Raw genomic sequence first — 16,234 nt, forward strand, 5'->3', positions numbered from 1 at the left:
CCTCAGGCGGCCTTGGCCTTGGTGTGGGCGAAGTCCATGTAAAGCTCGCGCGCCTTGCGGAAGAGCGGGCCGGGCTGGAGCGTGCGGTCGTCGATGCGCGTCACCGGCATGCACTTCGAGTAATTGCCGGAGATGAAGATCTCGTCGGCCTTCTCGAACTCCTCATAGCGCAGGCTGCATTCCTCGACGGTGACGCCGCTCTCGCGCAGCAGCTTGATGACGCGCTGGCGGGTGATGCCGTTGAGGAAGGTGCCGTTCGGGACCGGAGTCTTCACCACGCCATCCTTGGCAAGGAAGACGTTGGAGGTGCCGGTCTCGGCGACATGGCCGAGCATGTCGAGCACGAGCGCATTGTCAAAGCCGGCAGCCTTGGCGGCCTTCAGGATGCGGGCGTTGTTCGGGTAGAGGCAGCCAGCCTTGGAATCGGTCGGGGCGGTCTCGTAGGTCGGGCGGCGATAAAGGCCCTTGGTGACCGAAAAGCCGTTGCTCGGCTGCGGCATAGAGGCCTCGAACAGGCAAAGCGCGAACTGCGTCGAATCCGGATCGGGCATGATGGTCGAGGGGCCGTCGGCCTCACCCCAATACATCGGCTTGACGTAGATCGCGGTGCCGGGGGCGAACTTCTTCACGCCCTCATACATCTTCTCGACGATGAAATCCGGCGTCACCGTCGGATTCAGCCCCAACGCGGTCGCGGAGCGATTCACGCGGGCGGCATGCAGGTCGATATCGGGAGCGACGCCATCGAAGTAGCGACCGCCATCGAACACCGAGGACGCCTGCCAGAGCGCATGGCTACGCGGGCCGACGAGGCCGGGATTGCCCTCATGCCAGGCTCCGTCGAACCAGGTCCAGGTTTGAGAATACCATGCCATGGAGGCGCTCCGTCTTGGTCGGTTTTGCTAATTTGCACCGTCCTCCCGCCATCGCGCGCCGTCAACAGCAAGCGGCGCATGGCGCGATGACGGGATGTGATGGAAGCCATCGGGCAGGGTGATGGATCAGAAACCCAGGAACCGCGCCGCCGAGATCATCGCCATGCCGGTCAGTAGCGCGACGAGTTCGCTGCGGGTCACGAACATGGCACCGATGGCCGCGAGCAGCGCCACGCCCGCGGCAACGCCAAGCCGCTCGATCAGCGGCAGCACGGTGGCGACCACGATCGAGCCCGGCAGTGCCGCAAGGCCGCGCCGGACATGCGGCGTCAACGGCACGAAGCTCATCAGGACGACGCCGGCCAGCCGGCAGAGATAGGTCGCGACCGCCATGGCGCCGATCGCGATGAAGGCGCCCCAGGGACCGGGATCAGGCAGGGTCATCGCGGAACGCTCCCGTGACGGCCCCTGCGAGCGAGCCGGCGATGATGAAGGCGTAGCCGTCGACGAGCTTCGCCGTCAGCAGGGCGACGCAGCCCGCGACGGCCCAGGGCACCAGACCACGCCGACCGCGCCAGAGCGGCACGATCATCGCCGCGAAGAAGATCGGCATGACGAGGTCGATGCCATAGCGGCGCGGATCGGAGACCAGCGCGCCAAGCATGTAACCGGGCGCCGTGGCGATGATCCAGACGATCCACAAGGCAAGGCCTGCCCCGACCAGGACACCGAGATCGCGGCCGCCCTCGGATTGATAGCGCGTGCCGATCAGCCAGTTGGCATCGGTGAAGAAGAAGAGGTGGAAGGCGTTGACCGCCTTGGGATAGCGCGCGAACCAGGGCTGGAGCGACGCGCCCTGCAGGATCATCCGGGCGTTGACCGTCGCCGTGACGACCGCAAGCCCGGCGATCGCTCCCCAGCTCCATTCCGGCCGCCACAGCTCCATCGCCACGAGCTGCGAGACGCCGCCATAGACGAAGGCGCTCATCAGGAGGGTCTCGAGCAGGCTCATGCCCTTGGCCGACGCGGCCGCACCGAAGGCGACGGCAAAGACGATCACGCCCGGCATCAGGACGGAGACCCTGCGCAGACCGAGCCGCATGCCCTGAACGGTCAGGGGTGCGGCGCTTGCGGCTGGCGGCGGTTCGGCGTGGTTCGGCTGCATAGCTTCTTCCAAAGGCCGAAGGCGTCTGCCGTCAACGCATGCCGGCTGCGCCCGTGCATGTGTTTCATGCAAAGCGGATTCCATCAGCCCATGCATTAGGCTGGGCAGATGCATTGGCTCCGTTCCATCGCAGCAACCGCGCCGAGCTACCCGGCCGTCTGGCTGATCGAGACGCAGCAGCGCCCGCGCAATCTTGTCGAGCGTTCGCGGCTGCGGCGCGAGACCGCGCAGGCGGTCCTGGCGCAACAGCTCGGCTGCCCCGACGGCGAGGTCGTCATCTCGCATGATCCTGCCGGCCAACCACGACTCGCCGGGCCGCATGCGAGCGCCCTGCACATCTCGCTCGCGACGCGGGCGGGCGTGGTCGCCGTTGCCCTGGCCCGGCGGCCGGTCGGGGTCGATCTAGAGCTGGTCGATCCGGACGGCCCCCTCCCGCGGGAGGCTCTTCACGCCGATGAACTGCGAACGCTGGACGCGATCGAGGCCGTGACGCGACCGCTCGCCTTTGCGCGCCTCTGGGCCGCCAAGGAAGCCTATGTGAAGGCGCTCGGAACCGGCTTCGCCCGGCCGCCCGAGAGCTTCGCGGTGTCCCTGCTCGCCCCTGACCGGTTCCGCATCGACGGCGTGGCGGCAGAGGGCATGCTCCACACCATCGAAAACGGCGGCCAGGAGATCCTGGCCGCCGCAATGATCGTTCTCGACGAGGCGTGACGCCTCAGCCCGGCTGGTTCGCCGGCTTCTTCTTCAGGACATAGCCCACGATGCAGACGAAGAGCGCGCCGATGACCGCTCCCGCGTAATGCGGCAGGTTCGCCGGCCCGATGCCGAGCGGGTTGGCATCGAGCGGCACCGCCTTGACCCAGCTCGGCAGGTTCACCTGCAGCCATTGCAGCACGGCGACATCGCCCAGGATCATCTCGGCCGCGATCCAGCCGAGCAGCGCCGCACCGATCCAGACCAGGATCGGGAAACGCTCGATGATCGTGGTGAGAAGCTGGGCACCCATGATGATCAGCGGGATCGAGAGCAGCAGGCCGAAGATGAACAGCTCCGGATGGCCCTTGGCCGCGCCGGCGATGGCGATGACGTTGTCGAGGCTCATCACGGCGTCGGCGATGGCGATGGTGCGCACCGCCTTCCACAGGCTTTCGCTGGCCTCGATCTCGCCATGGGCTTCCTCCTCGCCGACAGCGAGCTTGATCGCGATCCAGAACAGCAGGATGCCGCCGATCACCTTCAGATACGGCACGCCGAGGAGATAGGTGACGATCAGCGCGAAGATGATGCGCAGACCGACTGCCGCACCGGCGCCGAGCCAGATGCCCAGCTTCCGGCGATTTTCCGGCAGCGAGCGGCAGGCCAGCGCGATGACGACCGCGTTGTCGCCGGAAAGCAGCAGATCGATCCAGATGATCTGCAACAGCGAGATCCAGAAGGTCGAGGAGGAGAAATCCATGTTTCGGTCAGTCCCGTGTCAGAGGGCCGGGTCCGGCCGGCGTGATTTGATGAGATAGCCCAGCCCGAGCACGAGCAGCGCGCCGAGGATGGCAGCGGGATATTCGAGCGTGTGCAGCAGTTCCGCTCCGAAGCGGGTAATGAGCCAGGGGTCGCTGTCGAGCATCTCGCCTGCGACCCAGCCGAGCAGCGCCGCGCCGGCCCAGACCAGGATCGGGAAGCGGGTCAGGAGGCTGGTGATCAGCGACGCCCCGACCACGATCAGCGGGATCGAGATGACCAGCCCGACCACCAGCAGCGCCATCGAGTCGCGGGCCACGCCGGCGATGGCGAGGACGTTGTCCAGGCTCATGACGATATCGGCGATCGCGACCGTCTGGACCGCCTTCCAGAGCTTGCTGCTGGCGGCTATGGAGTCCTCGTCCTGCTCGCCATCCTCGATCAGGAGCTTCACCGCGATCCAGACCAGCAGCGCGGCGCCGACGATGCGCAGGAACGGCATGCTCAGGAGCGAGGCGATGACCACCGTGAAGGCGATGCGCAGCACCACGGCCACGGCCGCGCCGAGCGCAATGCCCTTGGTGCGTTGCTCGGGCGCGAGCGCCCGGCAGGCCAGCGCGATCACCACGGCATTGTCACCCGAGAGGATAACGTTGAGCAGGATGATCTCGAAGAGCTTGCCCCAGAGCAGCGGGTCGCCCAGCGAAAACGATGTCAGATCCATGGTTGCGTGACTTTCCTCGTCAGCCCGGGCCGGTTCCGGCTCCATTCACCCCACTGGCGCAACCGGAGCCGCGCCAGCTTCGTCCTGTTTTCCGTCTAGCCCAGCGCCTGCTCGACGGCCTTGCCGGCAGCTTCCGTGCCGAGCGTGCCGCCGAGATCGCGCGTGCGAGTGCGGGCATCGCCCAGCGCGCGCTCGATCGCCGCCTCGATGCCCTTGGCCGCATCATGTTCGCCGAGATGGTCGAGCATCATCGCGCCGGACCAGATCATGCCGACCGGGTTGGCGATGCCCTGTCCCGCGATATCCGGAGCCGAGCCGTGGACCGGCTCGAACAGCGAGGGATGATCGCCGGTCGGGTTGATGTTGCCCGAAGGCGCGATGCCGATGGTGCCGGTGCAGGCCGGGCCGAGATCGGAGAGGATATCGCCGAAGAGGTTGGAGGCGACGACCACGTCGAAGCGGTCCGGGTTCAGCACGAAATGCGCGGTCAGGATGTCGATATGATACTGGTCGACGGCGACGTCGGGATAGTTCCTCGCCATCTCCTTCACCCGCTCATCCCAGTAGGGCATGGTGATCGAGATGCCGTTCGACTTGGTGGCGGAGGTCAGCTTCTTGCGCGGGCGACGCTGCGCCAATTCGAAGGCGTATTTCAGCACGCGGTCGACGCCGACGCGGCTCATCACCGTCTCCTGGATGACGATCTCGCGCTCGGTTCCGGCATACATGCGGCCGCCAACCGAGGAATATTCGCCCTCGGTGTTCTCGCGCACGACGAAGAAGTCGATGTCGCCCGGCTTGCGGCCGGCAAGCGGCCCGGGCACACCCGGCATCAGGCGCACGGGGCGCAGATTGACGTATTGATCGAACTCGCGCCGGAACAGCAGCAGCGAGCCCCAGAGCGAGATGTGATCGGGTACCTGCGCCGGCATGCCGACGGCGCCGAAATAGATCGCGTCGTGGCCGCCGATCTTCTCCTTCCAGTCGTCCGGCAGCATCTTGCCGTGCCTGGCGTAGTAGTCGCAGGAGGAAAAATCGAACTCGTCGAGGCGCAGCTCGAAGCCGAACTTCTTGGAAGCCGCCTCGAGGACGCGCAGGCCCTCGGGCATGACTTCCTTGCCGATGCCGTCGCCAGGAATGACAGCGATCCGATAGACGCGATTGGTCCCGCTCATGCGGCTTCTCCGAAGAAAGACGTGAATTCCGCGGCAACGAGATCGGGGACCTCTTCCGCGAGGTAGTGACCGCCCGGCAGGGCATGGCCGCGCACATCCTGCGCACGCTCGCGCCACAAGGCCAGAGGGTCGAAGCATTTGCCGATGATGCCGTTGGCGCCCCAGAGCGCCAGCAGCGGCTGCGTCAGCTTGCGGCCGCCATCCTCGTCGTCGTGGCGGATGTCGATGGTCGCGGCGGCCCGGTAATCCTCGCAGCTGCCGTGGATCGTGGCGGGGTCGGCGAAGCAGCGCAGATAGTGGGCGAGCGCTTCCGGTGCGAAGGGCGTCAACCCGGCCGAGCCCGATCCACACTTCTTGCGCCAGTAGGCCTCCGGATCCGCGCCGATCATCCGCTCCGGAAAGGGGGCGGGCTGGATCAGGAAGAACCAGTGCCAATAAGCGCGGGCGAAGGCGTCGGTGGTATTGGCGTACATCTCCCGCGTCGGCGCGATGTCGAGCGTGGCGAGGCGGATGACGCGCTCGGGATGGTCGAGCGCCAGGCGATGCGTGACGCGGGCGCCGCGATCATGAGCGCCGACGAAGAAGCGCTCGTAACCAAGCGCGGTCATCATCTGCGCCAGGTCGAGGGCCATGGCGCGTTTCGAATAGGGAAAGTGCTCGGAATCGGTCGGCGGCTTCTCGCTGTCGCCATAACCGCGCAGATCGGCACAGACGAGCGTGAAGCGATCCTTCAGCCGCGCGGCGACCTTGTGCCAGAGCACGTGGGTCTGTGGGTAGCCGTGCAACAGCAGGAGCGGAGGGCCCTCCCCACCGACGCGCACGCGGATGCGCGCGCCCGACGTCGCCACGTCGAGCAGGCGGAAGCCGGGGAACAGATTGTCGGTGACGGGAAGCTCGGTGGGACTCATCAGGCCAGAATTCTGCAACAATGCGGGAGCCGATACCCCGAACACGCCGGGATTTCTGCCGCGGATTATTACATAATCCTGATCAATGGTGAGGCGGCCGACGACCGCCTGTCACTCCGCAGCCGGCGCCGGGCACCGACCGCGGAATATCGATGACGCTGTCAGCCCCTGAGCGTCGCGCCGTAGCGCTTGGCCATCTCGGCGACGATCTTGCTGCCGACGGCCTCGATCTCGGCCTCGGTCAGGGTCTTCTCGACCGGCTGCAGCGTAACCGCCAGCGCGACCGATTTTTTGCCGGCCTCGACGCCCTGCCCTTCATAGAGGTCGAAGACACCGACATTGGCGATCAGCGCGCGGTCCGCTCCCTGCGCGGTCTTCATCATGTCGCCCGCCGCGACGGCCTTGTCGACGATGAAGGCGAAGTCGCGCGTCACCGGCTGGAAGTCCGAAAGAACCAGCTTCGGCTTGACCTTGGTCGGCTTGTATTTCGGCAGAGGCAGCGCATCGAGGTGAATCTCGAAGGCGACGAGCGGTCCCTTGGCGTCGAGCGCCTTGAGAATCTTCGGATGGATCTCTCCGAAGGCGCCGATCACGCCCTTCGGGCCGAACTGCAGCGTGGCGGAGCGGCCGGGATGGGCCCAGGCCGGGCCACCCGCGACGATCTGCAGGCCGCCGGTCGGAACGCCGAGCGCGGAAAGCAGGCCGAGCACATCGGCCTTCGCATCGAACGCATCGACCGCCTCGGCGGAGCCGTCCCAGTGACGGCCGACGCCGTCGAGCCGCGCCGTGCCGCGGCGCAGGCCGGTCGCGGCGACGAGTTGGCCTTCCGGCTCGTCGCTCAGGAAGATCTGGCCGACCTCGAACAAGGCGACGTCCGGGAAGCCACGATCGGCATTGTTCTGCGCGGCGCGGATCAGCCCCGGCAGCAGCGAGGGACGCATATCGGAAAGATCGGCGGCGATCGGGTTGGCGAGCGCGAGCTTGGGCGAGCCGCCGCCGAAGAGCTCGGCCTGATCATGCGAGATGAAGGACCAGGTCACGGCCTCCACGAGGCCGCGGGCGGCCAGCGTGCGCTTGGCCGTGCGGGTGCGCTTCTGCAGCACGGTCAAGACGGGCTTGACGACCTCGCCCTTGATGCGCGGCAGCGGCGTCGAGGCGACGCGGTCGAGGCCGGCTATGCGGACGATCTCCTCGACGAGGTCCGCCTTGCCGCCGACATCAGCCCGCCAGGACGGCGGCGCGACCTTGACGCGGTCACCGGTGCCCGAGACGTGGAAGCCGAGCGAGGTCAGCGCAAGCTTCATCTCGACCTGCGGCAAGTCGAGCCCCGTCAGGCGCTTGACCTCGGACCAGGGGAAGTCGATCGCAGCGGGACTTTCCGGCAGTTCGCCGACGAACTCCATTTCAGAAGCCTCGCCGCCGCAGAGCTCGATGACCAGCGCGGTGGCGAGATCGAGGCCCGGCCGGGTGAAGTCGGGGTCGACGCCGCGCTCGAAGCGATAGCGCGCGTCGGAGTTGATGCCGAGCGCGCGGCCCGAGCGGGCGATGTTGAGCGGGTCCCAGAGCGCGCTTTCGATCAGCACGTCGGTGGTGCTTTCGCTGCTGCCCGAAGCCTCGCCGCCCATGATGCCGGCCAGCGACTCGACGCCGTGCTCATCGGCAATCACGACCTGCTCGTCGGTCAGCGTATAAGTCTTGCCGTCGAGGGCGAGGATGGTCTCGCCTTCCTTCGCGCGGCGCACCGTGAGGTTGCCCCTGACCTTGGCGGCATCGAAGACGTGCAGTGGCCGGTTGCGGTCATAGGTCATGAAGTTGGTGATATCGACCAGCGCGTTGATCGGGCGAAGCCCGATGGCGCGCAGCCGCGCCTGCAGCCAGTCCGGCGAGGGGCCGTTCTTCACGCCCCGCACGAGGCGCAGCGCGAAGGCCGGGCAGAGCTTCCTGTCTTCCTCGGCGAAGTCGAGCGTCACCTTGACCGGGCACGGGAAGGAACCGCGCACCGGCTGGATCGGCGCGTTCTTCAGCTTGCCGAGACCGGCAGCGGCAAGGTCGCGGGCGATGCCGGCAACGCCGAGCGCGTCGGCGCGATTCGGCGTCACGGCAATCTCGATCACGGCATCGTCGAGGCCGGCATAGGTCGCATAGGGCTGGCCGACCGGCGCATCGGCCGGCAGCTCGATGATGCCGTCATGGTCCTCGGAGAGCTCGAGTTCGGCTTCCGAGACGAGCATGCCGTTGGATTCGACACCGCGGATCACGCCCTTGCCCAGCGTGATCTTCTTGCCGGGAATGTAGCTGCCCGGCGGCGAGAACACACCCTTCATGCCGGTGCGCGCATTCGGTGCGCCACAAACGACCTGCACCGGCTCGCCGGCGCCGGTGTCGACCATGCAGACGCGCAGACGGTCGGCGTTCGGATGCTGCTTCGCCTCGATGACATAGGCGATGGTGAAGGCGGACAGCGCGGCGGCGCGATCCTCGATCGCCTCGACCTCGAGGCCGATGCGGGTCAGGGTCTCGGCGATCTCCGCAACGGAGGCGTCGGTGTCGAGGTGCTCTTTGAGCCAGGAGATCGTGAATTTCATCGTCGTATCAGTGTCGGGCGGGATCGGTCGAAATCTTGGCGCCGGCGGCCGAGAGGGCGGGCGTCGCCTGGTTGAGCTCGTTGGCGCCGTCGGTGCGGATCTTCATGGCGTTGCCGCGCCAACTCACCTCGCCGCCGACGAAGGCATAGGCCCAGACGCCGGGGAAGGCGATGTCGCGCACCAGCATGGCAAAGGGCGAGCGCCAGTTCAGGAACCAGCCGACGCCGGCCGAGAGCACGATGTCGCCGGCATACCACACCAGCAGCACCAATAGCGGGCCAAGCCAGAACGGCAGGCCGAGACCCGGGCCGGCGAAGGCCGCCAGCAGCACGGGCAGCAGCGGCGCCGAGAGGATCTCGAGCATGAAGAACGGCAGGAAGGTGACGCGCCGCAAGCGCGCCCAGCGGAACTGGCGCTGCACCGCGTCGGCGATGCGCCGCGAACCGAGCGGCTGCTCGAAGGGCTGGCCGACGAGATGGACATGCTTGCCCGCAGCGCGCACCAGCTTGGTGGAGGCGGCATCCTCCGCGATCTCGGCGCCGAGCGCGGCGATGCCGCCATTGGCATCGAGAAAGGGCTTGTTCCAAAGCATCGACTTGCCCTGCGCGAAACCGAGCCCCAGCGCCTCGCCAACGTATTGCCAGCGCGCCTGGAAGGCGTTGAGAAAGGCGCATTCGACCTCGGCGCCGAAATTCTGCGGCCGCGAGCCTGCCGGCGTCGAGCAGACGAGGCCCGTCTCGGGTCGCCAGGCCGCCATCATGCGCTGGATGTAATCCTTCGGCATCAGCACGTTGGAATCGGCGAGGATGACCCAATCGGTCGTCGCCGCCTCCCAGCCGCGCACGCAGTTGTTGAGCTTGGGATTGGCGCTGACGGCGACGTCGCCCACGATCAGCCTGACCTTGTCGGCGCCGTATTGCGCGATCAGCTCCTCGATCAGCGGGATGATCGGATCGTCACCGTCGGCGACGCAGAAGATGGTGCTGTAACGTGGATAGTCGAGCTCGAGGCCGGAGACGGCCGTCTCGCGGCTGAAAGCCTCGATGCCGCGCACCGGCCGCACGATGGTGACAGGCGGCAGTTCCGCGAGCAGGGCGGAGCGCTGCAAAGGCCGGCGCAGCCGCCAGAGCGCGATGGCCTGGCCCGCCAGGTTCACCGCGACCAGAAGCCCGGCCATCAGAGCCGCCCAGCCCGCAGGCGTCATCGCGCCCTCCCCTGCCCGGTCGGTGCCGTCATGAGGTGAGGCCACCCGTCAGCGTCGGCAGGTCGAGCGGACGGAAGCCGTAATGCGCGAGCCAGCGCACATCCGCCTCGAAGAAGGGACGCAGGTCCGGCATGCCGTATTTCAGCATGGCGATGCGGTCGATGCCCATGCCCCAGGCGAAGCCCTGATAGACATCCGGATCGAGCCCGCAATTGCGCAGCACGTTCGGGTGCACCATGCCGCAACCGAGAATCTCCAGCCAGTCGTCGCCCTCGCCGAAGCGGATCTCGCCGCCCTTGCGCGAGCACTGGATGTCGACCTCCATCGAAGGCTCGGTGAAGGGGAAGAAGGACGGGCGGAAGCGCATCTTCACGTCATCGATCTCGAAGAAGGACTTGCAGAACTCCTCCAGGATCCACTTCAGGTGACCGAGATGGGCCTTCTTGTCGATGACGAGGCCCTCGACCTGATGGAACATCGGGGTGTGGGTCTGATCGGAATCGTTGCGATAGGTCCGGCCCGGGCAGATCACGCGGATCGGCGGCTCCTGCGTCAGCATGGTCCGCACCTGCACCGGCGAGGTGTGGGTGCGCAGCAGCTTGCGCTCGCCATTGGAGTCCGGCGCGAAGAAGAAGGTGTCGTGCATCTCGCGGGCGGGGTGACCGACCGGGAAGTTCAGCTTGGTGAAGTTGAGGTCGTCGGTCTCGACATCCGGCCCTTCGGCGATGGCGAAGCCCATGTCGCCGAAGATCGCAGTGATCTCGTCGATGACCTGGCTGATCGGGTGGATGCGGCCGCGCGCCTCGGGCCCCTCCTGCACCGGCAGCGAGACGTCGAGACGCTCGGAGGCCAGCCGCGCCTCCAGCGCCGCCTCGCCCAGCGCTTCCTTGCGGGCTGCGATGGCGCCCTGCACGCGATCGCGCAGGCCGTTGATCTGTGGCCCCTTCTCCTTGCGCTCGTCCGGCGTCATCGAACCCAGCGTCTTGAGCAGGGCCGAAACCGAGCCCGACTTGCCGAGCGCGGCGATGCGCAGCTCCTCGACGGCGGCCTCGTCGGAGGCGGCGGCGATCGCGGCAAGGGTGTCGCGTTCCAGGATGGCGATATCGGTCATGAACGGGTCGCAAGCGTTTGAAGGCGTGGGAACGGGCGCGTTCTAGCGGGAACGGCCGGCATATGCCAGAGCGAAGCCGCAACAGCCGCTACCGAACCACCGGGACAGGGCGACGATCTGCCCGTTTGCCTCCGTGGCGGTTTCTTCCGAGAAGGGAGATCGGCTTCTTGCAATGCCCATGACGACATGAGGAGGACGCCTTGCCCGACAACACCGCCCAGAAGGAATCGCCGTCCTATCGGCTCGCCGCCCAGGATCCGGACTTCATCCTCGGCGATTCGACGCGCGGCGCCCGTTTCATGCTGGAATACCAGAAGGCGGAGGACCTGCTGCGGGAGCGCGGCATCATCTCGACCATCGTCGTCTTCGGCTCGGCGCGGGTGCGAGAAGGCAACCGCTGGTATGAGGCGGCACGGCAGTTCGCGCGGATCGCGTCCGAACGCGGCGGGGCGCTGGCGCCCAAGGATGCCGGCCGCCACCATGTCATAGCCACCGGTGGCGGCCCCGGCATCATGGAAGCGGCCAATCGCGGCGCCACCGAAGCCGGCGCCCTCTCGATCGGCTTCAACATCACCCTGCCGCATGAGCAGGAGCCCAACGCCTGGTCGACGCCGGACCTGACCTTCCGCTTCCATTATTTCGCGATGCGCAAGATGCATCTGGCGATGCGGGCGGCAGCGCTGGTGGTGTTCCCGGGCGGCTTCGGCACGCTCGACGAGCTGTTCGAGATCATGACGCTGGTGCAGACGGGCAAGATGGGGCGGGTGCCGATCGTGCTGTTCGATTCTGCCTACTGGAAGGGCCTGCTCCATCTCGACACCATGGCCGAGGCTGGCTTCATCCGCCCGGAAGATCTGAAGCTGTTTTCCTATGCCGATACGCCGGAAGAGGCTTATCAGCGCATCGTCGACGGCGCGGGCGACGGCTGGAACCCGCCGGGCAACGACAGCGTGCAGACCTAGGCTCCCGCTACGCGAGGATCATCCCCGGATCTGCCTGCGGTCCCCGGGACGACGCCACGCGAGCCGGGCAAGCAGAAACGAAAAGGGCCGGCGTTCCGCCGGCCCTTTCCAAATTCAACGGTCTTGAACCGCTCAGGCGGCCTTGGCCTGCGCGCCGAGCGCGCCCTTGACGGTCTCGACAACCGCGGCGAAGGAAGCCGCATCGTCGATCGCCATCGCCGAGAGGGTCTTGCGGTCCAGCTCGATGCCGGCCTTGATCAGGCCGCCGATGAAGACCGAATAGGTCAGGCCGTGCTCACGCACCGCAGCGTTCAGGCGCTGGATCCAGAGAGCGCGGAAGGAGCGCTTCTTGTTCTTGCGGTCGCGATAGGCGAACTGCATCGAACGATCGACGGCCGCCTTGGCGGCGCGGATCGTATTCTTGCGGCGGCCATAGAAGCCCTTGGCGGCCTTGAACGTCTTCTTGTGCTTGGCGTGGGACGTCACGCCCCGTTTCACGCGAGCCATGTCATGATCTCCGGTGTGTCAGGTGGCGTCAGCCGTTGGGGAGGAAGTACTTCTTCACGTTGGCAGCATCGCCCTCGAAGAGGGTCGTGGTGCCGCGGTGATTGCGGATCTGCTTGTTGGTCCGCTTGATCATCCCGTGACGCTTGCCGGCCTGGGCGTAGAGCACCTTGCCGGTACCGGTGATCTTGAACCGCTTCTTGGCGGCCGATTTGGTCTTCATCTTGGGCATTTCAGCTCCTATCGGTCATAAGGCCAGCGCGCCTTGCGGCGGCTTCAGCCAATGTCTTGCTTTCAGGAAGCAAAGCACGACCGCCACGGCAGCCCTTATCAGCCGGGCGATCGAAGGCCGGGCCTATCGCAGAAAAGAAGCCGGCTGGCAAGCGAAAAGCCCGCTTCGAGGGCGAACCGGGCGAGAAGCCCCAGCGACAGCGTCCGCATGCCCGAGACAAGGTCGCAAGCCCTGACCGGCGACGCAGCGGAAACCAGCTTCACAGACCTGTCATAAAACTGGCACATTGGCCCGTTGCCTGCCCTCCTACCGGAGCTCCATCCGTGAAACGCTTCCTGCTCAGCCTGGCCGTCGGCCTTGCCCTGACGGCCGCGGCCGCCAGCCCCTCCCTCGCCCAGTCGACGCTCGACAAGATCAAGGCGCGAGGCCACATCATCTGCGGCGCCAGCGAGGGTGTGCCCGGCTTCTCGCTGCAGGACAAAGACGGGATCTGGCGCGGCTTCGATACCGATGTCTGCCGGGCGCTCGCTGCCGCGATCTTCAACGATCCCGACAAGGCGAGCTATCTCTCGTTGTCGAGCAAGAACCGCCTGGTCGCGCTGCAGGCGGGCGAGATCGACGTGCTCGCCCGTACGACCACCTGGTCGCTCGGCCGCGACATCGGCCAGGGCGTCAGCTTCACCGCGATCAACTATTATGACGGCCAGGGCTTCATCGTCCGCAAGAAGCTCGGTGTGAACACGGTGAAGGACCTCAACGGCGCCTCGGTCTGCGTCTCGCAGGGCACGACGACCGAGCTCAACCTCGCCGATTACGGCCGCACCCACGGCATCAAGTTCGAGACCGTCGCCTTCGCGACGCTGGAGGACACGGTGCAGGCTTATGAGGCCGGCCGCTGCGATGCCTATACCACCGATCTCTCGGCTCTTGCCGGCACGCGCGGCCGGCTGAAGGACCCTGACGAGCATGTGCTGCTGCAGGAGGTCATTTCCAAGGAGCCGCTCGGGCCCTGGGTCCGCAAGAACGATCCGGCCTGGTTCGACCTGGTGCGCTGGACCGTGATCGCGACGATCAATGCCGAGGAGCTCGGCGTGACGCAGGCCAATGTCGAGGAACTGGCCAAGACCTCGCAGAACCCCGAAATCCGCCGTATGCTCGGCGCCGAGGGCAAGTTCGGGGAATCGCTCGGCCTGACCAACGACTGGGTCGTGCGCATCATCAAGGCCGTCGGCAATTACGGCGAGAGCTTCGACCGCCATTTCGGCCCGAAAACCAGCAATCCGCTGCCGCGCGGCGTCAACAAGCTGTGGACCCAGGGCGGCCTGCAATACGGCCCGCCGATCCGCTGAAGCCGTTCAAAGCCGGCCGCCAGTCGCTGGCGGCCGGCCATTTCAATTGGTTCAGGCTGGCTCGCAGATCGCAGCCGGCTCACGCTCATTGAGAAGCCGGCGATAGCCGACGAGCGTGACGAGCAGGCCGACGATGCCGGCGGTGACCGAGATCCAGAAGCCACCCCGCGCGCCAAAGGCGTCGATGAGGGCGCCGGCCGCCGAAGCGCCCAGCGCCATCCCGATGCCGATTCCGGTGATCGCCCAGGTCATGCCCTCGGTGAGCTGGCGCGTTGGCACCAACCGCTCGACAAGACCCATCGCGATGATGATCGTCGGAGAGACCGCCGCACCCGCCATGAAGAAGACCAGTGCGAGCGAGGTCAGCCCCGTCACGGCCAGCAGCGGCAGCGTCGTCGCTGCCGCCAGCGCGATCGCCGCGACGAACTGGGTCGCCAGCGACGCCCTCAGCCGGAGCGTGCCGAAGACCAGACCGACGATCAGCGAGCCCGCCGCATAGACGGCGAGCACCATGCTCGCCATCGCCTTCTGCCCCTGCGCCTCGGCGAAGGCGACCGCCGTGATTTCGGCCGTGCCGAAGATCGCGCCGATGGCAATCATCGCCAGCACGACGATCTGCACGCCGCCAAGCCGGATGACCGAAGCCTCCATCTCGGCGGAGCGCCCACGGACGGGCGGCTCGGTGCTGCGCTGGGCGCAGAGGAGCGGCACGCCGACCACCAGGAAGACCATGGCGGCAAGCGGTCCCGCCTCCGGAAACAGCCCGACGCTAAGCCCGATCGCGACGATCGGCCCGATGATGAAGATGACTTCGTCCACCACCGATTCGAAGGCGAAGGCCGTGCGCAGTTGGGGCGTGTCGCGATAGAACTCGGTCCAGCGCGCCCGGACCATTGCGCCGATGCTCGGCATCAGCCCTGCGAGCAGCGCGAAAGCGAAGAGCAGCCAGTTCGACGCGCCGGCCCAGGTCGAGACCATGAGGCCGCCCAGCGCCATGGCGCCCGCCGCAGCCGCCGGCATCAGCACGCGGCGCTGCCCATAGCGGTCGACGAGGCGTGAGACCTGCGGCGTGATCAAGGCACTGGCAAGCGCGAAGACCGCAGCCACGGCGCCGGCGATGCCGTATTCGCCGCGTCGCTCCGACAGCATGGTGACGATGCCGAGGCCGACCATCGAAGCCGGCAGGCGCGCAATGAAACCGGCGGACGAGAAAGCGAGGGCGCCGGGCGCCCGGAAGATATCGCGATAAGGGTTAGACATGGTTCGTCCCGAAGGAAGCGGACATACGCCGCGTATGCGAATGCGTAATTGCATACGCCTCGTATGTCAATTAACATACAGCACGTATGTGAAGGAGACATGATGGCTCGCAGACTTCGCGCCGACATGATCGCGGAAACCCGCGCCAGCCTGATCGCCGCCGGGCGCGAGGCGTTCGGCACGGTCGGCTATGCGGCTGCATCGATGGACGAACTGACCGCCACCGCCGGGCTGACCCGCGGCGCGCTCTATCATCACTTCGGCGACAAGAAGGGCCTGTTCGCGGCAGTGCTCGACCAGATCGACGCGGAGATGACGGTCAGGCTGCGTGCCGTCTCGGCCAGGGAGGAGGACCGCTGGACCGGTTTTCGCAACGAGAGCGCGGCCTATCTCGCCATGGCGCTGGAACCGGAGATCCAGCGGATCGTCCTGCGTGACGGCCCGGCCGTCCTCGGCGATCCCTGGAACTGGCCGATCCAGAACGACTGCATCCGGATGATGACGCAAGGGCTGAACGAACTCGTCGCCGAGGGCGTGCTCGCACCGCTCGATCCCGAGGCCGTTGCACGGCTCGTCGTCGGCGCGACCCAGCATGCCGCGCAATGGATCGCGCATGCGCCGGAGCCCGAGGCGGCCCTGCAGGCGGCGACGGATGCCTTCGACGCAATGCTAGACGGGCTCCTGCGCAAGAAGGCATGAAAAAGGGCGCCGGCGGCGCCCTTTTT

At 66.7% G+C, this 16,234-nt stretch carries 17 protein-coding genes; 4 read left to right on the top strand and 13 right to left on the bottom strand.

The features are described 5' to 3' along the window. Positions 1-2 precede the first annotated feature (2 nt). The 3 genes from CE453_RS21595 to CE453_RS21605 form a co-directional block, all read right to left on the bottom strand. On the bottom strand, positions 3-875 hold the full coding sequence (locus tag CE453_RS21595) for a branched-chain amino acid aminotransferase (RefSeq protein WP_089176437.1): 873 nt from the start codon (positions 873-875) through the stop codon (positions 3-5). 126 nt (positions 876-1,001) lie between these two features. Continuing rightward, entirely contained in the window at positions 1,002-1,319 is a 318-nt protein-coding gene (locus CE453_RS21600) for an AzlD family protein (RefSeq protein WP_089176438.1), read from the bottom strand. Further along, positions 1,306-2,040: an AzlC family ABC transporter permease gene (locus CE453_RS21605; RefSeq protein ID WP_089176439.1), complete on the bottom strand. Its 735-nt coding sequence runs from the start codon at positions 2,038-2,040 to the stop codon at positions 1,306-1,308. Before CE453_RS21605 ends, CE453_RS21600 begins: the two co-directional genes overlap by 14 nt. 108 nt (positions 2,041-2,148) lie before the next feature. Here CE453_RS21605 and CE453_RS21610 point away from each other — a divergent pair, with 108 nt between their 5' ends. Continuing rightward, entirely contained in the window at positions 2,149-2,751 is a 603-nt protein-coding gene (locus CE453_RS21610; protein ID WP_089176440.1) for a 4'-phosphopantetheinyl transferase family protein, read from the top strand. A 4-nt stretch (positions 2,752-2,755) separates the two neighbouring features. Here CE453_RS21610 and CE453_RS21615 read toward each other — a convergent pair whose 3' ends face one another. The 7 genes from CE453_RS21615 to pheS form a co-directional block, all read right to left on the bottom strand. Then, complete coding sequence (locus CE453_RS21615) at positions 2,756-3,496, bottom strand: TerC family protein (protein WP_089176441.1); 741 nt, start codon at positions 3,494-3,496, stop codon at positions 2,756-2,758. 18 nt (positions 3,497-3,514) lie between these two features. Further along, a complete protein-coding gene (locus CE453_RS21620) occupies positions 3,515-4,219 on the bottom strand; it encodes a TerC family protein (RefSeq protein WP_089176442.1) in 705 nt (234 codons plus the stop codon). Between the two features lie 95 nt (positions 4,220-4,314). Continuing rightward, the gene (locus CE453_RS21625; protein ID WP_089176443.1) at positions 4,315-5,394 is read right to left on the bottom strand and encodes a tartrate dehydrogenase; all 1,080 of its coding nucleotides are present in this window, start codon (positions 5,392-5,394) and stop codon (positions 4,315-4,317) included. Beyond that, complete coding sequence (locus CE453_RS21630) at positions 5,391-6,302, bottom strand: alpha/beta fold hydrolase (protein WP_089176444.1); 912 nt, start codon at positions 6,300-6,302, stop codon at positions 5,391-5,393. The genes CE453_RS21625 and CE453_RS21630 overlap by 4 nt, the downstream gene beginning before the upstream one ends. Before the next feature lie 161 nt (positions 6,303-6,463). After that, complete coding sequence (gene pheT / locus CE453_RS21635; RefSeq protein ID WP_089176445.1) at positions 6,464-8,887, bottom strand: phenylalanine--tRNA ligase subunit beta; 2,424 nt, start codon at positions 8,885-8,887, stop codon at positions 6,464-6,466. Between the two features lie 7 nt (positions 8,888-8,894). Beyond that, positions 8,895-10,091 carry a ceramide glucosyltransferase gene (locus CE453_RS21640; RefSeq protein WP_089176446.1) on the bottom strand — a complete coding sequence of 399 codons (1,197 nt, stop codon included), beginning with the start codon at positions 10,089-10,091 and terminating at the stop codon, positions 8,895-8,897. A gap of 28 nt (positions 10,092-10,119) precedes the next feature. After that, positions 10,120-11,202 (bottom strand): phenylalanine--tRNA ligase subunit alpha, encoded by a 1,083-nt coding sequence (pheS, locus tag CE453_RS21645; protein ID WP_089176447.1) that lies wholly within the window; start codon positions 11,200-11,202, stop codon positions 10,120-10,122. Between the two features lie 200 nt (positions 11,203-11,402). On the opposite strand from pheS, the gene CE453_RS21650 reads away from it, so the two are divergent. Next, a complete protein-coding gene (locus CE453_RS21650; protein ID WP_248307829.1) occupies positions 11,403-12,164 on the top strand; it encodes an LOG family protein in 762 nt (253 codons plus the stop codon). Positions 12,165-12,296: 132 nt separating this feature from the next. Here the strand turns inward: CE453_RS21650 and rplT are convergent, their stop codons facing one another. Together rplT and rpmI are read right to left on the bottom strand one after the other, a co-directional pair. Next, positions 12,297-12,671 (bottom strand): 50S ribosomal protein L20, encoded by a 375-nt coding sequence (gene rplT, locus CE453_RS21655; protein ID WP_089176448.1) that lies wholly within the window; start codon positions 12,669-12,671, stop codon positions 12,297-12,299. Between the two features lie 28 nt (positions 12,672-12,699). Beyond that, positions 12,700-12,900, bottom strand: a complete 201-nt coding sequence (gene rpmI / locus CE453_RS21660) for a 50S ribosomal protein L35 (RefSeq protein ID WP_038361062.1) — start codon at positions 12,898-12,900, stop codon at positions 12,700-12,702. Between the two features lie 323 nt (positions 12,901-13,223). On the opposite strand from rpmI, the gene CE453_RS21670 reads away from it, so the two are divergent. Next, complete coding sequence (locus CE453_RS21670; protein WP_089176450.1) at positions 13,224-14,249, top strand: amino acid ABC transporter substrate-binding protein; 1,026 nt, start codon at positions 13,224-13,226, stop codon at positions 14,247-14,249. Between the two features lie 51 nt (positions 14,250-14,300). On the opposite strand, the gene CE453_RS21675 is transcribed toward CE453_RS21670, so the two are convergent. After that, complete coding sequence (locus tag CE453_RS21675) at positions 14,301-15,509, bottom strand: MFS transporter (RefSeq protein WP_089176451.1); 1,209 nt, start codon at positions 15,507-15,509, stop codon at positions 14,301-14,303. A 102-nt stretch (positions 15,510-15,611) separates the two neighbouring features. Between CE453_RS21675 and CE453_RS21680 the strand changes: the two genes are divergently transcribed. Next, complete coding sequence (locus CE453_RS21680; protein WP_089178082.1) at positions 15,612-16,208, top strand: TetR/AcrR family transcriptional regulator; 597 nt, start codon at positions 15,612-15,614, stop codon at positions 16,206-16,208. Positions 16,209-16,234: the final 26 nt, after the last annotated feature.

Origin of the sequence: Bosea sp. AS-1 (genome assembly GCF_002220095.1) — a bacterium.
In the GTDB taxonomy this organism is placed as follows: Bacteria; Pseudomonadota; Alphaproteobacteria; order Rhizobiales; family Beijerinckiaceae; genus Allobosea.